The 19,221-nt window shown below is 64.5% G+C and carries 21 protein-coding genes; 15 read left to right on the forward strand and 6 right to left on the reverse strand.

Going from position 1 to position 19,221, the window contains the following annotated elements; all coding sequences use genetic code 11:
• Positions 1-3 precede the first annotated feature (3 nt).
• Genes X566_RS22535 through soxA form a run of 7 tightly spaced genes read left to right on the forward strand, consistent with a single transcriptional unit; the run spans position 4 to position 5,830 of the window.
• On the forward strand, positions 4-2,202 hold the full coding sequence (locus X566_RS22535; RefSeq protein WP_034472806.1) for a molybdopterin cofactor-binding domain-containing protein: 2,199 nt from the start codon (positions 4-6) through the stop codon (positions 2,200-2,202).
• 52 nt (positions 2,203-2,254) lie between these two features.
• Complete coding sequence (locus tag X566_RS22540) at positions 2,255-2,539, forward strand: c-type cytochrome (RefSeq protein ID WP_034471798.1); 285 nt, start codon at positions 2,255-2,257, stop codon at positions 2,537-2,539.
• Positions 2,540-2,550: 11 nt separating this feature from the next.
• The gene (locus X566_RS22545) at positions 2,551-3,816 is read left to right on the forward strand and encodes an NAD(P)/FAD-dependent oxidoreductase (RefSeq protein WP_051444431.1); all 1,266 of its coding nucleotides are present in this window, start codon (positions 2,551-2,553) and stop codon (positions 3,814-3,816) included.
• 13 nt (positions 3,817-3,829) lie between these two features.
• On the forward strand, positions 3,830-4,261 hold the full coding sequence (gene soxX / locus X566_RS22550) for a sulfur oxidation c-type cytochrome SoxX (protein WP_034471800.1): 432 nt from the start codon (positions 3,830-3,832) through the stop codon (positions 4,259-4,261).
• A gap of 20 nt (positions 4,262-4,281) precedes the next feature.
• Positions 4,282-4,722, forward strand: a complete 441-nt coding sequence (locus X566_RS22555) for a SoxY-related AACIE arm protein (protein ID WP_034472812.1) — start codon at positions 4,282-4,284, stop codon at positions 4,720-4,722.
• A 2-nt stretch (positions 4,723-4,724) separates the two neighbouring features.
• On the forward strand, positions 4,725-5,045 hold the full coding sequence (soxZ, locus tag X566_RS22560) for a thiosulfate oxidation carrier complex protein SoxZ (protein WP_034471802.1): 321 nt from the start codon (positions 4,725-4,727) through the stop codon (positions 5,043-5,045).
• Positions 5,042-5,830, forward strand: coding sequence for a sulfur oxidation c-type cytochrome SoxA (gene soxA, locus X566_RS22565; protein WP_034471805.1), 789 nt, complete (start codon positions 5,042-5,044; stop codon positions 5,828-5,830). The genes soxZ and soxA overlap by 4 nt, the downstream gene beginning before the upstream one ends.
• Before the next feature lie 7 nt (positions 5,831-5,837).
• Here the strand turns inward: soxA and X566_RS22570 are convergent, their stop codons facing one another.
• Together X566_RS22570 and X566_RS22575 are read right to left on the reverse strand one after the other, a co-directional pair.
• The gene (locus X566_RS22570) at positions 5,838-7,004 is read right to left on the reverse strand and encodes an NADH:flavin oxidoreductase/NADH oxidase (protein WP_343213142.1); all 1,167 of its coding nucleotides are present in this window, start codon (positions 7,002-7,004) and stop codon (positions 5,838-5,840) included.
• A 50-nt stretch (positions 7,005-7,054) separates the two neighbouring features.
• Positions 7,055-8,047 (reverse strand): tripartite tricarboxylate transporter substrate binding protein, encoded by a 993-nt coding sequence (locus X566_RS22575; protein WP_152540027.1) that lies wholly within the window; start codon positions 8,045-8,047, stop codon positions 7,055-7,057.
• A gap of 124 nt (positions 8,048-8,171) precedes the next feature.
• On the opposite strand from X566_RS22575, the gene X566_RS22580 reads away from it, so the two are divergent.
• On the forward strand, positions 8,172-9,074 hold the full coding sequence (locus X566_RS22580) for a LysR substrate-binding domain-containing protein (RefSeq protein ID WP_275451039.1): 903 nt from the start codon (positions 8,172-8,174) through the stop codon (positions 9,072-9,074).
• A 103-nt stretch (positions 9,075-9,177) separates the two neighbouring features.
• Here the strand turns inward: X566_RS22580 and X566_RS22585 are convergent, their stop codons facing one another.
• The 3 genes from X566_RS22585 to X566_RS22595 are packed head-to-tail and all read right to left on the reverse strand — an operon-like array spanning position 9,178 to position 11,545.
• A complete protein-coding gene (locus X566_RS22585) occupies positions 9,178-10,554 on the reverse strand; it encodes a HAMP domain-containing sensor histidine kinase (RefSeq protein WP_034471810.1) in 1,377 nt (458 codons plus the stop codon).
• The gene (locus X566_RS22590) at positions 10,551-11,216 is read right to left on the reverse strand and encodes a response regulator transcription factor (RefSeq protein WP_034471812.1); all 666 of its coding nucleotides are present in this window, start codon (positions 11,214-11,216) and stop codon (positions 10,551-10,553) included. The genes X566_RS22585 and X566_RS22590 overlap by 4 nt, the downstream gene beginning before the upstream one ends.
• Positions 11,217-11,218: 2 nt before the next feature.
• A complete protein-coding gene (locus tag X566_RS22595; RefSeq protein ID WP_034471813.1) occupies positions 11,219-11,545 on the reverse strand; it encodes a PepSY domain-containing protein in 327 nt (108 codons plus the stop codon).
• Between the two features lie 474 nt (positions 11,546-12,019).
• Here X566_RS22595 and X566_RS22605 point away from each other — a divergent pair, with 474 nt between their 5' ends.
• A complete protein-coding gene (locus X566_RS22605) occupies positions 12,020-12,313 on the forward strand; it encodes a PepSY domain-containing protein (protein ID WP_051444435.1) in 294 nt (97 codons plus the stop codon).
• A 109-nt stretch (positions 12,314-12,422) separates the two neighbouring features.
• Here the strand turns inward: X566_RS22605 and X566_RS22610 are convergent, their stop codons facing one another.
• The gene (locus X566_RS22610; protein ID WP_051444436.1) at positions 12,423-13,388 is read right to left on the reverse strand and encodes a tripartite tricarboxylate transporter substrate binding protein; all 966 of its coding nucleotides are present in this window, start codon (positions 13,386-13,388) and stop codon (positions 12,423-12,425) included.
• 227 nt (positions 13,389-13,615) lie between these two features.
• On the opposite strand from X566_RS22610, the gene X566_RS22615 reads away from it, so the two are divergent.
• The 6 genes from X566_RS22615 (at position 13,616) to X566_RS22640 (ending at position 19,137) form a co-directional block, all read left to right on the forward strand.
• Positions 13,616-14,743, forward strand: coding sequence for an ABC transporter substrate-binding protein (locus X566_RS22615; RefSeq protein ID WP_206538720.1), 1,128 nt, complete (start codon positions 13,616-13,618; stop codon positions 14,741-14,743).
• A gap of 28 nt (positions 14,744-14,771) precedes the next feature.
• Entirely contained in the window at positions 14,772-15,647 is an 876-nt protein-coding gene (locus X566_RS22620) for a branched-chain amino acid ABC transporter permease (RefSeq protein WP_034471819.1), read from the forward strand.
• A gap of 10 nt (positions 15,648-15,657) precedes the next feature.
• Positions 15,658-16,545 carry a branched-chain amino acid ABC transporter permease gene (locus X566_RS22625; RefSeq protein WP_034471820.1) on the forward strand — a complete coding sequence of 296 codons (888 nt, stop codon included), beginning with the start codon at positions 15,658-15,660 and terminating at the stop codon, positions 16,543-16,545.
• On the forward strand, positions 16,542-17,294 hold the full coding sequence (locus tag X566_RS22630; RefSeq protein WP_034471821.1) for an ABC transporter ATP-binding protein: 753 nt from the start codon (positions 16,542-16,544) through the stop codon (positions 17,292-17,294). The genes X566_RS22625 and X566_RS22630 overlap by 4 nt, the downstream gene beginning before the upstream one ends.
• The gene (locus X566_RS22635) at positions 17,291-18,007 is read left to right on the forward strand and encodes an ABC transporter ATP-binding protein (protein WP_034471822.1); all 717 of its coding nucleotides are present in this window, start codon (positions 17,291-17,293) and stop codon (positions 18,005-18,007) included. The genes X566_RS22630 and X566_RS22635 overlap by 4 nt, the downstream gene beginning before the upstream one ends.
• 155 nt (positions 18,008-18,162) lie before the next feature.
• The gene (locus tag X566_RS22640) at positions 18,163-19,137 is read left to right on the forward strand and encodes a LysR substrate-binding domain-containing protein (RefSeq protein WP_051444437.1); all 975 of its coding nucleotides are present in this window, start codon (positions 18,163-18,165) and stop codon (positions 19,135-19,137) included.
• The last annotated feature ends 84 nt before the right edge of the window (positions 19,138-19,221 follow it).

Here is a 19,221-nt window from a genome sequence, read left to right on the forward strand (position 1 = left end):
CGCATGACGATCACCGCACGCAACGCCATCGAACTCTCCCGCCGCAACTTCCTCGTCAACACCGCCGCTGCCGCAGGCGGCCTCGCCATCGGCTTCCATATTCCCTTCGGCACGACCGCTGCGGCCCAGCCCGCCGCAGCCGCCACGCCGGAGATCAACGCCTGGGTGGTCGTCAAGCCGGACGACACCGTCGTCGTCCGCATCGCCCGTGTCGAGATGGGACAAGGCACCCTCACCGGTCTCGCGCAACTTGTCGCCGAAGAGCTCGAATGCGACTGGGACAAGGTGACGTGGGAGTACCCGACCCCCGGCCAGAACGTCGCCCGCGGCCGCGTCTGGGGCAACTTCCAGACCGCCGGCAGCCAGGGTATCCGTCAGTCCAATGAATATGTCCGCAAAGGTGGCGCGGGCGCACGCCTGATGCTGGTGCAGGCCGCCGCCAACGAGTGGAAGGTGCCAGCCTCCGAATGCACCGTCGCGAAGGGCGTCATCACCCACGCAGCCTCCGGCCGCTCGACCACCTATGGCAAGGTGGCCGAAGCCGCAGGCAAGCTCGAACCGCCGAAGGACATTCCGCTGAAGGACGTTAAGTCCTGGACCATCGCGGGCAAGCCGCTGAAGCGGCTGGATACGCTGGACAAGACCAACGGCAAGCTCGTCTACAGCATCGATGTCAAGCTTCCCGGCATGCTCAATGCGGCGCTCAAGAATTGCCCGGTGTTCGGCGGCAAGATCAAAAGCTTTGACGCCGCGAAGGTTCAGGGCATGCCGGGCGTCAAGAAGGTCGTTCAGGTCGCCGATACGGGCGTCGCCGTTGTCGCCGACACCTGGTGGCGCGCCAAGACCGCCCTCGATGCCCTTCCGATCGAATGGGACGTCGGCCCGAACGGCAATGTGCAGAGCGCTGATATCGAAGCGGCACAGAAGGAGGGCCTTACCGCGACCGACGCCTTCCTTGGCAACCAGAATGGTGATGCAAAGGCCGCACTTGCGAGTGCGGCGAAGACGGTCGAGGCCGTCTACGGCTTTCCGCATCAGCACCACGTCACCATGGAGCCGATGAACGCCACCGCGCTCTGGACCGAGGACAAGTGCGAGGTCTGGACGGCGACGCAGAATGGCGAAGCAGCGCTCGCCACCGCAACGCAAGCCTCGGGCCTGCCGACCGCGAAGAACGAAGTCTACCGGCATCATCTCGGCGGCGGGTTCGGCCGCCGCGCCACCAGCCACGACTTCGTCCGCTATGCCGTGCTGATCGCCAAGCAGATGCCCGGCACGCCGATCAAGACCATCTGGTCGCGCGAGGAGGATATGACGCATGGCGTCTATCATCCGACCACGCAATGCCGGCTGGTCGGCGGCTTCGATGCGGCCGGCAACCTGACCGCACTGCATATGCGGATTTCCGGACAATCGATCCTCGCCGGCGTCAACCCGCAAGGCCTGCAGAACGGCCGCGATCCGACCAACTTCCAGGGCCTCAACCCGCAGGGGCCGGAGGGCCAGTTCGGTTACACGGTGCCGAACCTGCTGATCGACCATGCGATGCGCAATCCGCATGTGCCGCCGGGCTTCTGGCGCGGCGTCAACAACAACGAGAATGCGCTCTACCTCGAATGCTTCATGGACGAGCTGGCGCATGCGGCCGGACAGGACCCGCTCGCATTCCGTCGCAAGCTGATGGTCAATCACCCGAAGCATCTGGCGGTGCTGAACGCGGTTGCGGAGAAAGCCGGCTGGGGCACGCCGACCCAGCCCGGCGTGTTCCGCGGCATCGCCCAGCACATGGGCTACGGCAGCTATGTGGCCGCCTGCGCCGAGGTCTCCGTCAGCGACGGCGGCGTGCTCAAGATCCACCGCATCGTCGCGGGAACGGATTGCGGTACCGCGGTCAATCCGCAGCAGATCGAGGCACAGATCGAAGGCTCGTTCGTCTATGGCCTGACGGCGATGCTTTATGGCGATATCACCATCAAGGATGGCCGCGTCGAGCAGGAGAATTTCGACACCTATCAGATGATGCGGATGGACGAGATGCCCGCCGTCGAGTCCGTCATCATGCCGTCTGGAGGCTTCTGGGGCGGCGTCGGCGAACCGACCATCTGCGTCGCAGCGCCTGCGGTGCTGAACGCGATCTTCGCGGCGACCGGCAAACGCGTTCGTCAGATGCCGCTGTCGAAGACCAGCCTGCGCAAGGTTTGAGATCCTTGCCACTAACGGCGGCCGTTGCAGAACGGCCGCGGGAGACCTGATCATGCGACCATTGCTCGCCAGCACCGCGGCACTGCTGCTCATGATCGGTGGGGCTGCCGCCCAGTCGGCGGCCCCCGCGGGCGCATCCTCATGTTCGGGTTGCCACGACGCGAAGAATGCCGGCACCTCGCTACCGCCACTGAAAGGCCGACCGGCAGCAGAGATCGTTTCTTCAATGCAGGATTTCCGCGAGGGCAAGCGCGAGGCGACGGTGATGGGCCGCATCGCCAAGGGTTTTTCCGAGGAGGAGACCCGCGCAATCGCCGCGTGGCTCGGCCAACGCTGAGGACACGACCGATGACCGCAACCCTCGACCGCCGTTCGCTTTTGAAATCGGCCGCGCTGCTCGGCGCATCGGCGGCGTTCGCGCGGCCAGCCGCGGCGCAGACGTCGGCGCGCGTCGTGGTGATCGGCGGCGGATTCGCCGGCGCTACCTGCGCCCGCGAACTGAAACGCGGCGGCGTCAGCGTAACGCTGGTGGAGCCGAACGCGACCTACACCGCCTGCCCGTTCAGCAACGGCGTGCTGGCGGGGTTGCGGCCGCTATCGGCGCAGCAGTTCGGCTACGACGCCCTGAAGGCGGATGGCATCACCATCGGCGCGCAGAATGCCACCCGTGTCGAGCCGCATGCGAAGCGCGTCACCCTCGCGGACGGAGCAACCCTCGACTATGACCGCCTGGTGCTGGCACCTGGCATCGATCTCCGCTTCGACGTGCTGCCCGGCTACAACGAAGAAGCCGCACAGGTCATGCCGCATGCCTGGAAGGCGGGCGCCCAGACCACGCTGCTGCGCAGCCAACTCGAGACGATGGAGGACGGCGGCACGGTCGTCATCTCGGCGCCGGCCAATCCGTTCCGCTGTCCGCCTGGGCCGTATGAACGGGCCAGCCTGATTGCGTATTACCTGAAGACGCAGAAACCACGCGCGAAGCTGATCATCCTCGACGCCAAGGACAATTTCTCGAAGCAGACGCTGTTTCAGAACGCCTGGAAGGCGCTCTACCCCAATCTCGAATGGATATCGCTGTCGTCCGGCGGCAAGGTCACCGAAGTTGATGTGAAGGAGAAAACGCTCGTCACCGAGTTCGGCAAGCACAAGGCCGATGTCGCCAACGTCATCCCGCCGCAGCGGGCCGGATTGATCGCTCCCCTTGCCGGCGTGGCCGATCGCAGCGGCTGGTGCCCGATCGATCCGGTGACCTTCGAATCCAAGCAACAGCCGGAGATCCATGTCATCGGCGACGCCTGCATCGCCGGCGGCATGCCGAAATCCGCCTTCTCCGCCAATGCCCAAGCGAAGGTTTGCGCGGCCGCGGTGCTCCGCCTGTTGCGGGGCGAACAGGCGATCTCACCGAAACTCATCAATACCTGCTACAGCCTGGTCGCGCCCGACTACGGCATCACCATCGCCGGCGTCTATCGTCCGGCGAACGGCCTGCTGACCGATGTCGAAGGCGCGGGCGGCGTCAGCCCGCTCGATGCTCCGGCCTCGTTCCGGGCGCTCGAAGCGACATATGCGGATGCCTGGTTCAAGACGATCACATCGGAAGTCTTCGGCTGACCGCATCGCGCTGATGCTGGCGGCTTTTACCTGCGTGGTGAAACCGGCATCCGCAGAGCCGCTGCGGCCGTTCACCATCGATGGCGACAGCATTCCGCAGTCGTTGACCGGTACCAAGGGCGATAGCGGACGCGGGCGCGCGATCGTCGCCGACCGCCAGGTCGGGCTTTGCCTGCTGTGCCACACGGGCCCGTTCCCGGAGCAGCGCTTCCAGGGAACGCTCGCGCCCGACCTGCGCGGTGCCGGAACGCGCTGGAGCGAAGGCCAGCTCCGGCTGCGGCTGGTCGATAGCAGCAAAGTGACCCCCGGCACGATCATGCCCGCCTACTATCGCATCGCAGGCCTGACACGGGTCGGCGCCGCATGGCAGGATAAGCCGGTGCTGACGGCGGAGCAGATCGAGGATGTGATCGCTTATCTGATGACATTGAAGGACACGCCGTGAGCTCTGACCGCCTCATATCGATGACACGTCGCAGCGCGCTCGCCGCAGGCGCCGGTGCGCTGGCCATCCTGGTCGCGCGGCCGGCTCGCGCCACCACGGAGACGATGCAAAGCGCGGTCCGCAGTTTCACAGCCGGCGCGGAGATGAAGTCCGGCCGCATCACATTGGACATCCCACCGCTGGTGGAGAACGGCAACTCGGTGCCGCTCGCCCTCACCGTGGAAAGCCCGATGACCGCGGACGACTACGTCAAGACCATCGCCGTCTTCAACGAGAAGAACCCGCAGCCCAATATCGCCACCTTCCACCTGTCGCCACGCTCCGGCCGCGCCTACGTCTCGACGCGCATCCGGCTTGGCGACTCGCAGACCATCATGGCCGTGGCGCAGATGAGCGACGGATCGTTCTGGTCCGGCTCTGCCGATCTCGTCGTGACGCTCCCGGCCTGCGTGGAGAACTGACCATGGCCCGCGCCCTCATCAACGTTCCCGCCAAGGTCAAACGTGGCGAAATCTTCGAGATCAAGACGCTGATCTCGCACCCGATGGAAACCGGTTACCGGCCGAAAGGCGACGGCACGTTTTACCCGCGCGACATCATCCAAACGTTCGTCTGCACGCTGAACGGCGAGGAAATCTTCCGCGCCGACCTGTTTCCGGCGATCGCCGCCAACCCGTTCATCACCTTCACGACGACGGCGACCGAAGGCGGGCTTTTGATGTTCTCATGGACCGACGATCGCGGCGAGACCGCGATGGAGTCGGCCAAGCTCGTCGTCGAATGACGACCAGCCGCCGCCCACCGCCTCTCGTGCTCCTGCCTGCGCTGCTGTGCGCGGCAACGCTTGCGATCGCGGCCGACAACGGCGACAGCCGTCGTTCCGGCTTCGATGACATGAGCCCGCCCTTGCAGGCGATGCAGCGCGAGGATGTCACCAACCCCGGCATGCTGTCCGTGCTGGAGGGACAGATGCTCTGGAGCACGAAAGCCGGTGCGGCGGGGAAATCCTGCGCCGACTGCCATCGGGACGCGTCAGTCAGCATGAAAGGCGTTGCCACGCGCTACCCCGCTTATGATGCAACCACGCAGCGTCCGCTCGACCTGGAGGGAAAGGTCAACGCCTGCCGCGAAACCCAGCAGCAGGCCGAGCCGTTCGCCTGGGAGGACAGCAAGCTGCTAGCGCTGACGACCTATGTCGCAACCCAATCGCGCGGCATGCCGATCGCGCCGCCAGACGATCCCCGTCTCGAACCATTCCGCAAACGCGGCGAGACGCTCTACAACCAGCGCCAGGGTCAGTTGAACTTCTCCTGCGCCAACTGCCACGACAGCCACCCGGGACAGAAGCTCGCCGCCGCCACGATCCCGCAGGGCCATCCGACCGGCTACCCGATCTATCGGCTCGAATGGCAGAGCATCGGCTCGCTACAAAGGCGGTTACGCGGCTGCTTCGTTGGCGTGCGCGCCGAACCCTACCCCTACGGCGCACAGGAATATGTCGACCTCGAACTGTTCCTGATGTCCCGCGCCAAGGGCATGCCGATCGAGACGCCTGCGGTCCGCCCCTGACCGGCGCTTAGCCGCTCTTTCGAGCCTGCGCTTCAGCGGCGGCTTCCTCCGCGATCCGCTGGAAGATCCGCTCACGGCGCGTCAACCACCAGCTATGCTGCTGCGGCCAGGATTGGTATTCGCCCTGCGCCGATAGCGCGACCTCGGCATGCAACGGCCAGTTCGGATTGTAAAGCGCCTCGCGGCCGATCGCGATTAGATCGGCATCACCTGCCTGAAGGATCTGTTCGGCGTGCTCGGGCTCGACGATCAGTCCCACCGCCATGGTGCTGACGCCGGCGCTGCGGCGAATCTCGGCCGCGAACGGCACCTGAAAACCGAAGCCGCGACGCAAGCGGACGTTCGCTGTCGATGAATCGTGCAGCGAGCCGGACGAGCAATCGACAACGTCGATACCTCGCTCCTTCAGCCCGGCCGCGAACCGCACGCTGTCTTCGATCTGCCAGCCGCCCTCATCCACCGCCGAGATGCGGTAGAACACCGGCCACTCCTTCGGCCACACGTTACGGACAATCTCGGCCGCCTCATAAGGCAATCGCGCCCGCCCCTCGAACGATCCACCGTAGCCATCCGCGCGCAGGTTGCTTTGCGGCGAGAGGAAGGTGTGCAGCAGATAACCGTGCGCGCCATGCAGCTCGGCAATCTGGAAGCCGGCATCAAGCGCGCGCAGCGCCGACGTGCGCCAGGCTTCCAGCACCTCGCGGATTTCGGTGGCGGACATTTCCGCCGGGACCGTCCGCACCGGGCTCGCCGACACCGCGCTCGCTCCGATCGGCATCCAGGGGGTCTCGCCCCGCACGATGTCCGCGGCCGTCAGCGGACCATGGCCATCCCAGGGCCGTTGCGTGCCCGCTTTCCGGCCCGCATGCGCGAGCTGAACCGCCGGGATCGCGCCATGCTGCTTGATGACATCGGTGATCCGGCGCAGCGGCGCCACCTGATCATCGCGCCACAGGCCGAGATCGCCATAGGTGATGCGCCCGCGCTCCTCGATCGCGATCGCTTCCGAGAAGATGATCCCGGCGCCGCCCAGCGCGAATTTGCCGAGGTGGAGAAGATGCCAATCCGTCGGCAAGCCGTCGCGGCCGGAATATTGCAGCATCGGCGCGATGACCGTGCGGTTGCGCGCCGTCAGCCCGCGCAACGTGATCGGGGTAAACAACAAAGGCTTCATGATGGTTTTCGCTCTGTCTTCAGTCGTTGATCCGCGGCCGATGCCGCCGCTTAGTCGATCCTGGCGCCCGAGCTCTGCACGAGCTCCCGCCAGTAGGGAATGTCGCGCGCAATGTAGTCGGCGAACAACGATGGCCGTGCATCGAATGCCGCATCCGCGCCAAGGTCCAGAAGCCTTTGCTTGATCGCCGGATCGCCTAGCACTTGGCCGAGCGTCGCATGCAGCTTCTCGACGATCTCGCTCGGCGTTCCTGCCGGTGCCAGCAAGCCGTACCACGTCGCGATCTCGAAACCCGGCAGGCCTGCCTCGACCGTCGTCGGCACGTCCGGAACGGTCGCCGAACGTTCGGGGCTCGCGACCGCAAAGGCCTTGATCTTGCCTTCCTTCAGGAACGGCAGCGCGATCGGCGGCCCCGCGAAAACGATCTGAATGCGATTGGTGATCAGGTCGGTCATCGCCGCCGGCACGCCGTTGTAGGGCACATGCACCATCTTGGTCTGCGCGACCTTGTCCATCAGCACGCCCGCCAGGTGCGGCGTCGAGCCGAGGCCTGACGAGCCGTAGTTCATCTCGCCCGGCTTCGAGCGGATGTAGGCGATCAACTCCGGCAGGGTCTTTGCCGGAATCGATGGATGCGTCGTGATCACCAGCGGAAACGTGGCGATCCGGGAAATGGGGACGAAGTCCTTGATCGGATCGTAAGGGACCGACTTGAACAGGCTCGGGTTGATCGTCAGCGGCGCAAGCCCGAGCAGCAGCGTATAGCCGTCCGGCGTTGACCGCGCGGCGGCGCCGAAGCCGACGTTTGATCCCGCACCGGGCCGATTTTCAATGATCACCCGCTGGCCGAGCAGTTCGCCCATCTTGTCTGCGACCACGCGCATCAGAATGTCGCCGGGTCCGCCAGCGGCAAGCGGAACGATCACCTGGATCGGCCGCACCGGATAGTCGAGGGCCTGCGCGGAACGCGGCGTGGCCGCTGCCGCGAGCACCGCGATGCACAGCACCGCCCGCCGGATGAAAGCGTTTCTTCTTGTTGTCACGACAACCTCCCATGACGATTGCAGGGGAGCACCTAGCAACGGCGATCTATTCAATCCATGATTGAAGCGTGCTATCTGATATCGACAAATTCTATCGGAGCAGACGCGCCTGGACCTCGATCAGATCAGACACTTCGTCCGAATAGCCGAGCTTGGCAGCTTCAGCCGCGCCGAGGCAGCGCTCGACATCTCGCAGCCCTCGCTCAGCCGGCAGATCCGCCTGCTCGAACAGAGTCTGCACACCAAGCTGTTCGCGCGGACGGGGCGCGGCGTGACGCTGACGGCTGCGGGCGCGGTCTTCCTGCCCCATGCACAAGCCATTCTGGAATCGGTCAGCCGCGGCGAAACTGCGCTGGCCGAATCCAGCAAAGGCCTCGCTGGACGGATCGTGATCGGCCTGCCGCCGCGGATCGCGCGGGTCATCACCGGACCTCTCGTCGAGGCGTTCCGCAAACAATTCTCACAAGCGTCCATCGTCATCGCCGAAGGCCTCAGCCCGATCCTGGTGGAAGGTTTGAAACTCGGGCGGATCGAACTGGCACTGCTGTTCAATGCGCCGAACGATCCGCAGCTCGTTCTCGATCCGCTCTGCGAGGAAGAGCTCGTGCTGGTCGGGCATACCGCGAATCGCAGGCGGCTGCCGTCGCAGATCAAGTTCGACCGGTTGTCGCAATTTCCTCTGATCCTGCCGCCGATGCCGAACTCGGTCAGGGCGTCTATCGAGACTGCAAGGCAGCGCGCCGGCGTACATCTCGATATCGTCGTCGAGGTCAACACGATGCACGCAATCCTCGATCTGGTCGAACGTCGCGTGGGCTTCAGCGTCATTCCGCGTGGCATGCTGCTGGAAGCCAAGAACGGCAAAGGGTTCGAGTTTGCGGATATCCGCTCGCCGCGATTGCTGAACACGGTGCTGCGCGCGACCCCTGCCCGGCTGCCGATCACCAAGCTGGGACGGGAGACGCTGGCTTTGCTGGATCGGCTTCGCGTCCCCAACCTGCTCGGCGCGCGGCAGATCGCGCGATAGCGGCTAAAGCGCGATGAGATTGGTATGAATCATTCTCACGCTTTAGCTTATTGTTTAAGCATGATCTTTCGGAAAACCGCTTCGCACTTTTCCGGATGATGCTTTAGCGTCTCGCCGACTGGGCATCGAACGGAATCCGGATCGTCGCACACAAGCCGCCAAGCTCGGACCGGCCGAGGTCGAGCGACCCGCGATAGTTCTCGGCAAGATCGCGCGTGATTGCGAGGCCGAATCCGGTGCCGGGCTGGGTCTCGTCCCAGCGCTGGCCGCGCGCGATCTGCGAAATCAGCTCGGGCGCGAGCCCCGGCCCGTCGTCCTCGACGCGCACCGTCAGGACGCCCGTGGTGACGGCGACGGTCAGGTCGATGCGGCTCGCGGCCCACTTGCGCGCATTGTCCAGCAGATTGCCGAGCATTTCCGTCAAGTCGCCGGCCTCTCCGGCGAACATGGCGTTCGGTGCGACATGGCAGGTCCAGCGCAACGACCGTTCGTGCGGCAGCCGTTCGAACGCGCGTACGGTCTTTGTCGCGATCGGCTCGACGGCGATGGCTTTGCGGCCGAGCGCTGCCGCAATCCCCGCCCGCGCGCGCGCCAGGACCCGATCGACCTGCCGGCGCATCTGCACCACCTGCTCATCGATCGATGCCGCCAGCTCCTTGCGGCCGTCCCCCGCGGCCTGTCTTGCAACGGCGCTCAGCACGGCGAGCGGCGTCTTCAGCCCATGCGCCAGGTCCCCGGCATGGGTCTTGGCACGATCAACAGCGGCGTCCTGGAAGGCGATCAGACGGTTGAGATCGTCCACCACTCGCTGCACTTCACCCGGAAAGCTGCCGCTCAAGGCGCGGCTTGTGCCGCCATGGATCGCCTGCAGGCCGCGGGCGAGATCGTCGAACGGCCGCAGCGCCAGGCGGATGAAGATGGTCATGGCGCCCGCGAGAATGACGCCAAGCGCGACCAGCGACAAGACCAGCAGCCGGAACAACGACCGCTGAGATTCGGCGATGTCAGCACGATCGATCGCGGCGATCACCTGCAGCGCGACGTCCTTCTCGCCGTGTTCAGCAACGGGGACGGAAATGTCCTGGATCACCGCCAGCAGCTTCGCCTTGTCCGGCCCGTCGATGTCGGCAACCCTGCGCTCCTTGTTGGCGCCATCCGCCGGCGCGACGAGGACAAAATCCCACAGCGAGCGCGAGCGCGCGCGCTGTCCGTCAGCATTGCCGACCTGCCAATAGAGCCCGCCATAAGGCGTCTCGAAGCGCGGGTCCGGCGGCTCCACGTCAAGAACCGGCGTGCCGCCCGCATCGATCCGGACCTGCGCAGTGACCACCTTGACGATCTGACCAAGCTCGGACGCTGCGCGCCGTTCGATCTCCTGGTTGAAGATTGCCTGCAAACCGAAAGCCGCGAGAGTCAAAGCCAGCACGAGCAAAGCCGCTGCCGCCGACGAGAGACGGAGAAACAGCGACGATGTTTTCATGCCGGCTCGTTGGGAATGCAGTAGCCATGGCCCCGGCGGGTTTCGATCAGCGGGAAGCCAAGCTTCCTGCGCAAGCGGGCCACCAGCGCCTCGATCGCGTTGATATCGCGATCGGTATCGCCCGCATGGATGTGTTCGAGCAGTTCACCCTGCGACATGGTCCGTCCGCGATGCAGCAGCAGATACGACAGCAGCCGGTATTCCATCGTCGATAGCGACAGCGCGCGGCCATCTACTGTGGCGGCGCGCGCCCGCGTATCGAGCTCGAGCGGCCCCGACCGGATCACCGATGAGGCCTGCCCGGCCGCGCGGCGGGTGATCGCCCGCAGACGGGCAACCAGCTCCTCCATCTGGAAGGGCTTGGTGAGATAGTCGTCGGCGCCCGCGTCGATCCCCTCGACCTTTTCGCGCCAACCGTCACGCGCCGTCAGGATCAGGATCGGCGTCGCGATCCCTGCGCCGCGCAGCCGCTTGAGAACGGAAAGACCATCCAGGCGCGGCAGACCGAGGTCGAGCACGATCGCATCGTAATCTTCCGTTTCGCCCTTGAACCAGGCATCGTCGCCGTCGCTCGCCGTATCGACGGCATAGTTCGCGGCTTCGAGCCCCGAGCGGACATCGGCAGCGATACGCGGCTCGTCTTCAACGACCAGGACGCGCATGGTCAATCCACCTTGATGACGGCAAGCGTATGCGCATTGATCTCCACTTCGCGGCGGCGTCCGGCCGGCGTCAGAATCTTCACCTCGTAGACCCAGACCCCATCCTCGCGCTCGAGTTCGACTTTGACCACCTCTCCCGGAACCTCCTCGCGTGCGACCGCAAGGACGTCCGATAGCGGACGAATGTCGCCACTCTTGAAGGCATCCAGCGCACAATCCTGGCTGCGCTTGCACTCGCCCTTGCGGTCGTCGCCATGCGCACCATGGGGCGCTGCGACGGCCACACCAAGCAGCAGCAAAAACGAAACCATGACCCGAAGACGCATCATCTCACTCTCTTATCGCCTGGCCGATCACCGGGGAACCGATCTTCACTTATAAGTGAGCCGGTTTGACCGGGAATCGGCGCGGTGCGGCGCCGCGCTGGGCCGCGTCGGTCTGCCGCATCGATTCCCGTCGATCTCCGGCTCCCTGACTAGCTTCCCATTCCGCACCATCATAAAGCGGATGTGCGGTGCTGAGGCCCGCGATTGCGAAGAACAAGATCAGGAACGGAACGAAGGCCTCCGTATCGATCGCGAGCGCAGCGAAGACCGGCACGGCCACGAAAACAAGGAACGGTATGGCTTGCATGGAACCCTCCTATGCGGTGTCGCGAGGAAGCTAGCGCACCGGACCTGACAGCTCCCTGACACCGGCTGTCAGGCTCACATCGCCGCCGACCTGCCATGGTCGGATCGTAGCCGGCACGCTCGGCCGGCACTGACCACACTTTTGGGACCGCTTTGGGAAAGGACTCTCCGATGAAATACGCCCTGCTCGCGCTTGCGACCGCCACGATCGTCTCCACCGCTCAGCCGGCTTCGGCCGATGACATCCGCTGCAACGCGTCGGCCCAGGCGATGCCGATCGAAACGGCAATCGGCAAAGCCGAACAGCTCGGCTACGCAGTGAGCGAAGCCAAGCGCAGCAAAGGGTGCTGGAAGATCGAGGGTTATGACCGCAACGGCGCGGAGATCGAACTCATTCTCGATCCGCAGTCGGGCGACGTCATGAAGCCCAGCCGCTGGCGCCCGCCGGCAGTCAACCCAGGCTAAGCGCTCAATCCGGGCTAAGACGACCTGCCGGTCGTGACCATCGGCGCCGTGCAGACACCTGGACGGCGCCGCATCCACGTCTAGGCACCTATCCACTCACCTGCGCCGGTCATTGTGGTTCGAGCGCCAGCGCCTTGATGTCGGCTTCCCACTTCTGCGCATCGGTGTGGATATAGGCTGCGATCTTGTCCGGCGTGATCGGCCATGGTTCGATTCCCATCGGCCGGATCTTCGTCAGAAAATCCTGCTCTTTCGTGGCCGCGAAGACGAGATCCTGGATCGCCTTGATCGCGGGCTGCGGCGTTCCCGAGCGCACGAACAGCGCGACCCAGGTCTCGCCGCTGACCGACGGCATGCCCAATTCCTTGAAGGTCGGCAGGTCCGGCGCCAGCGTTGAGCGCTCGTCCTGGGCGATGGCGATCGCCTTCATCTTGCCGCTCTCCAGGAACGGCGCGCCGGCGGAATAGGCGGTGAACATCATCTGGATGTCGCCGGTCAGCAATGCCGTGGCGAGCTCAGCCGCCCCTTTGTAGGGAATCTTCTCGATCGTCAGCCCGGATTCTTTCAAGAAGCGATCGGTCAGAAGCTGATTGGGGCCGCCCGGCGCCAGGATGCCGATATTGAGCCGCGCCTGATTCGATTTCGCATAGGCCTTCAACTCGTCCATGGTCGAGACGCGCAGGCTCGCCGGCACGAACAGGATGTACGGATGCTTGGCAACCGGTGCGATCGGCACGAAATCCTCGGCGCGATATCCCGGATCCTTCACAAGCAACAGGTTCGTGTTGATCGGCGTCGTCGAGATCAACATCGTATAGCCGTCCGCCGGCGCCTGCTGCACGTAACGGATGCCGAGCAACGTGTTGCCGCCTGGCTTGTTCTCGATGATCAACGGCTGGGGAGAATGCTTGCGCATGCTGTCGGTGAGCGCGCGCGTCAGCGTGTCGTAAGGTCCGCCGGCGGAATACGGCACGACGAACGATAGCGGCTTCGACGGAAAGGTCTGAGCAGCGGCCGGTCCTGCGAAAGCCGTCAAAGCCAGCGCAACCGCGCCGGTAAAACCAAGATACCGCATCGCTCCCTCCGGAATTCGGTTATCGATTTTTCCGAAATGCTATCGCCCAGAGCAGATTTGGGAACGCTGAAAAAATCAAACGCCGTTTGAGTTTTGATAAGGTCCGTCTCGCGGTCCGTCGCACGGGCTCTTGCACACAAGCCTATTGCGGAGCATCCGGATTGCTCCTAGCGTTGCGTCACAAATGCGCAAGGCATTGCGCGAAAAACAAAGTCAGGGAGGCCTGCATGCAGGTTGGTCGTATTCTGTGCGCGATGGCGTTTGCATGGACGCTTGCATTGACGCCGGTCGCCACTCCGGCAAGAGCCCAGGACACGATCAAGATCGGCGCGACGTTTCCGATGAGCGGCAGCAATGCGGAGATCGGCGAAATCTTCGCGCGTGCGGCCAACCTCGCCGCCAAGCACATCAACGCCGACAAGATGCTGTCGAAGCCGTTGCAGATTCTCGTTGAGGACAGCCAGGCGACGCCGCAAGGCGGCGTCGTCGCCATGAACAAGCTCATCAACGTCGAAAAGGTGCCATACGTCCTGAGCGCTTATACGGCCGTGTCGAAGGCGATTGCTCCGCTCGGCGATCGCGCCAAGGTCGTGAGCATCAACGGTGGCGCGGTCGGTCCCGACCTCGCAGAACTCGGCCAGTATTTCTGGAACGTCATTCCGCTCGTCAACTTCGAGGCCGAGGTGGCGATCCCCTACGTCGTGAAGGAACGGGGCCTGACCAATGTCGCGCTGATCTTCGTCGACGATCCGCTCGGCGAGGCCGTGCAGAAGGTGCTCCGCGCGGAAGTGCCGAAAGCCGGCGGCAAGCTGGTCGGCGAAATCCAGATTCCCCGCGCGGCACAGCAGTTCGCGTCAATCGCCGCAAACGTCCGCCAGCTCAAACCCGACGTGATCTACATCGCTTCGTTTGGAACGCAGCAGGCGCAGATCATCAAGCAGCTGCGCGACAATGGCGTCAGCCAGCAGCTCATCGGCTATTCCGGTTTCTCGATTCCGACCATTGCCGAACTGCCCGAGGCCAAGGGCACGTTGTATACGACCCAGTCCGCCGATTTCAGCGCCAGTCCGCTCGGCCAGCGTGTTGCGAAGGAGTACAAGGAGCAGACGGGCAAGGACGCCAACGCCTACGTCGCGAACTATTACAACGCAGTTCTGCTGTTCGCGAAACTGGCGCAAGCCCTCGAGAAGGAAGGTAAACCGATCACCGGCGACAACCTGCTGGCGCAGCGCCGGGCGACACCGAGCTTCGACATGATCGGCGGAAAGATGGAATTCCGACCCGACGGCACGGTCGCCATGCCGATCCAGATCCAGGAGATCGACGGCACCGGTCCGGGCAAGCGGGTGAAGTAGCGTCCAGCAGCACATCCGATTTGCTTCGATGATCCTCCTCCAGCTTCTCGTCAACGGGCTGCAGCTCGGCGCAATCTACGCGCTGACTGCCGTCGGCTTCTCGCTGATCTTCGGTTCGACGAAGATCTTCCACGTCGCGCATGGCTCCGCCTTCGCCATCGGCGGCTATGTCTACTGGTGGTGCGTGGCGAAGGCCGGCATCGCCGCGCCGTTCGCGGCGCTGCTGGCGATCCTTGCCGCTGCCGCCTTCGGCCTGGTGATGGAGAGGTTCGTCTACCGGCCGATCCAGCGGCATGAAGCGTCGTTCTTTACGGTCTTCATCGCCGCATTCGGCGTACAGATCATCGTGCAGAACCTGATCGGATCGCTGATCGGGCGCGGCATGGAAACCGTGAGCACGCCGCTCAGCCGCAGCGTCGAAATCCTGCCGGGTCTGTTCGTCGCGCCGATCGCGTGGATTTCGCTGGCGGTCGCCCTGGTTCTGTTCTCGGCGTTGTCATGGTTCCTGAACCGGACCAATGTCGGCACGGCGATGCGGGCCTTGTCTGAGAATCCAGACCTGGTGCGCGTGTTCGGCCTCGATCCAGGCCGGATCGCCCAATACGCGTTCATGATCGGCTCGGCGATCGTCGTTCCCGGCGCGATTTTCACGGCGATGACGGCCGGCCTCAATCCGGCGATCGGCTCGCATGTGATGCTCGTCAGCCTCGCCGCGACCATCGTCGGCGGCATCGGCAGCGTGCGGGGCGCTGCGTGCGGCGGCTTTCTGCTTGGCCTCGCCGAGAACCTCGCCTACTGGAAACTCGACCCGCAATGGAGCGAGGCGGTCACCTTCATCGTGCTGTTCCTGTTCATCATCTTCCGCCCGGCCGGATTCTTCGGCCGCCCGGTCGGGGCGAAGTGAGGGACCCGCGATGCTTGCCTATATCATCAACCTCGCGATCCTGATCGGCATCAACGCCATCCTGGCCGTCACGTTGAACTTCATCCTCGGCTATGCCGGCATCTTCTCGATCGCGCATGCGGTGTTCTTCGGCGTCGGCGCCTACACCGCCTCGCTGGTGGCAATGAAGTTCGGCGCGGGCTTCATACCCGCAACGGCCGCCGGCATGCTGGTGAGCGGCATCCTATCGCTGGCGCTGGCGCTTCCCGCCCTGCGAGTCCGCGGCGAGTACTTCGTTGCGGCCTCGCTCGGCTTGCAGATGCTCGCCGTCACCATCTTCTCGGAGTGGAAGCCGGTCACCGGCGGCATCGGCGGGCTGATCGGCATTCCGCCTGCGACGATCTTCGACTTCGCCTTCACCGATCCGCTGCATTTCCTCGGCCTGACGCTCGTCTGTCTGGTGCTGGTCGTGCTCGCCATCCGCCAGCTGGTGCGATCGAGCTTCGGCCGCAGCCTGAAGGCGATCCGCGACGACGAGGTGGCGGCGTCCGCATTCGGCAAGAACGTCGCCGTGATCAAGACGCTTGCGGTCGTGGTCTCGTGCTCGCTCGCGGCGGTTGCCGGCTCACTGTTCGCCTTCTATCTCAGCTTCATCAATGTCGAGAGCTTCGTGCTCGATGTGTCGGTGCAGGTGATGGCGATGGTGATCATCGGCGGTACGGCGACGTTGCTCGGCCCGGTGATCGGCGCCATTCTCGTGCTGCTGCTGCCGGCGCTGCTGAGTTATCTGCCCTACCTGCCGCCCACCGAGATCGGCTCGATCCAGCAGATGATCTACGGCCTCGCCATGGTGCTGCTGATGATCTTCCGTCCCGCGGGCTTGTGGGGTTTCCAGGATTCGGAGGCGCGCAAGGCATGAGCGGCGAAGTCCTGCTGGAAACGAGAGAGCTGTCGAAGACATTCGGCGGCTTGAAGGCCGTCAACAACGTCTCGCTCGCCCTGCGTGCCGGAATCGTCACGACGCTGGTCGGTCCCAATGGCGCCGGCAAAACCACCCTGTTCAACGCCATGACCGGGCATCTGACACCAGATCACGGCAGCGTCACCTGGCTCGGCAAGCCGATCCTCGGCCTGCCGCATTGGCAGATCGCCCGCCTCGGCATTGGCCGCACCTTCCAGGACCTGAAGCTGTTCTCGCACATGTCCGTGCTCGAAAACGTGACGACGGTGACGGAGACCGGCTCCTGGCTCTGGCAGTTCGGCGGCGAGAGCGCCCGCGCGACGCGGCGCGAGCGGATCGAACGCGCGCTGGAGAGCACCGGCCTCGCCGGCAAACGGCGGACGCGCGCCATCGACCTCTCCTATGCCGAGCGGAAATTCCTGTCGATCGCGCGCATCATGGCCGCAGGCGCGCGGCTGTGGCTGCTCGACGAGCCGGCTTCCGGCCTCGATCCCGGCTCCTATGAGCGCTTCCTCAACCTGCTGCGCAGCGAGGTGCGGCAGGGCGTGACGATCTGCATCATCGAGCACAATCTCGATATCGTCCAAGGCATCTCCGACCGCATCGCATTCCTCGACCAGGGCAAGCTGCTCGCCGAGGGCGAGCCGAAGACGATCCTGTCCGATCCGGCGCTTGCCGCCATCTATTTCGGGGAGCGGTCCGCATGAGCACGGCAGCGGTCCTGAAAGCGGAATCGCTGGTCGTCGGCTACGGCGGCAAGCCGGTGCTGACCGGGGTCTCGATCGACCTGCGCCCGAGCGAGGTGCTGTGCGTGATCGGCCACAACGGCGCGGGCAAGTCGACCCTGATGCGGACGCTATTCGGACTCGAGCGGCCGACCGCAGGACGCATCCTGGTCGACGGCGAGCCGCTCGCCAACCACGCACCGCGCACCCTCGCCACGCGCGGCATCGCCCTGATGCCGGAGGGGCGAGGTATCTTCCCTGGCCTGACCGTCGCGGAAATCTTCAGCCTCGGCCTTTGGTCCGCTAACGTGCCAAAGAACGAGCACGAACAGCGCGTGTCGTTCGTGCTCGACGTGCTGCCGCCGATCAAGAATTTCTATAACAAGCGCGCCGGGCTGTTGTCCGGCGGCCAGCAGCAGATGGTCTCGATCGGCCGGACACTGCTCTCCCGCCCGCGCTGCCTGATCATGGACGAGCCTTCGATCGGCCTCGCGCCGAAGCTGTTTCAGGATCTGCTACAACCGATCCGGGCCCTGCAGCAGGAGCGCGGCATGTCGATCCTGCTGGTCGAACAGAACGTGCGCGAGGCGCTGAAGGTGTCGGATCGCGTGGTTGTGATGAAAGCCGGCCAGATCATCCTGGAAGCCCAGCCGGACGACCTTGCCGACAATGCCCGCCTGATGGAGCTTTATTAGCCGCTCATACGCCGATTTGACCCGCCTCCCGGAACCGCCGCGGCCCCTATACGGATAGCCTGGCGGGCCGGATCGATGCGTCCGATGCCGAAACGATTGACGACCCTCACCTCGCCAGAGCATTTTCCGGCGGATTGCCTGACGAGGAACCTCCTTTGCGATACCAGCTGCCGTCTCTCAATGCCCTGCGCGCGGTCGAGGCCGTGGGCAGGCATGGCAGCATTTCGGGCGCGGCAAAGGAGCTGCGGGTGTCTCCCGGGGCCGTCAGCCGACAGCTCACCCTGCTGGAGGCACACTTCAATTGCGGGCTGTTCGTCCGCACCCAGCGTGGCCTGATCATCAGCGAACGGGGCCAGGCCTACCTGCGGCAGGTCAGCGAGGCCTTCGACCTGATCGACGAGGCCAGCACCAACCTGCTCGGCCGCAGCAACAAGAGCACCCTGTCGGTGCGGGCCTTCGGCACCTTCGGCACCGAGTGGCTGCTGCCGCGCCTCAACGAATTCGAACGCAAGCACCCCGAGATCGAGATCACGCTCAAGGCCCAGCTCAAGCTCGTGGACTTCGATACCGAGGACGCCGACGTCGGTATCGTCATCGGCCTCGGCAACCTCGCCAACATCGACTACGAGATGCTGTGCACGCCGCACTATCTGCCGGTTCTCAGCCGCGCCCTGCTCGAGCGGCATGGTCCGATTTCCTCGCCCGACGACCTTGCGAAGTTCCGCCTGCTGCATTCGATGGGCACGAGCTTCGGCTGGAAGGATTGGCTCGACGCCGCCGGTGCGACGGGGGTGGATGGCGACAGTGGTCACCAGATGCAGAACTATTCGCAGGTCTACTCGGCGATGCGGCAGGGCGCGGGTGTCGCGCTCGGCCAGCTTCTGCTACTCGGTGATGACGTGATCTCCGGCCATCTCGTCGCGCCGCTGAACACGATGATCTCCGGGCGCAATGGCCCCTACTACATCGTCTGGCCCAAGCGGCGGCGCGTAAAGGCGGAGGTCGAGGCGTTCCGTTCATGGCTGATCGACGCTGTGCAAGCCGCAGCGGCCCGGCAAAAGGCCGCGTTACCGAAGCTGCGGCTCATCGCATCGAAGACATACAAGGCCGAGAAACGCAGCCAGGCTTGAGCGCGCAGCGCAACCATCTGCCAAAAGTGCAAACGCTTCGCGGCCTGATCCCCGCAACCGCGCGCTCGCTCCGGCCTCGATCCA

It is taken from the genome of Afipia sp. P52-10 (genome assembly GCF_000516555.1).
In the GTDB taxonomy this organism is placed as follows: domain Bacteria; phylum Pseudomonadota; class Alphaproteobacteria; order Rhizobiales; family Xanthobacteraceae; genus P52-10.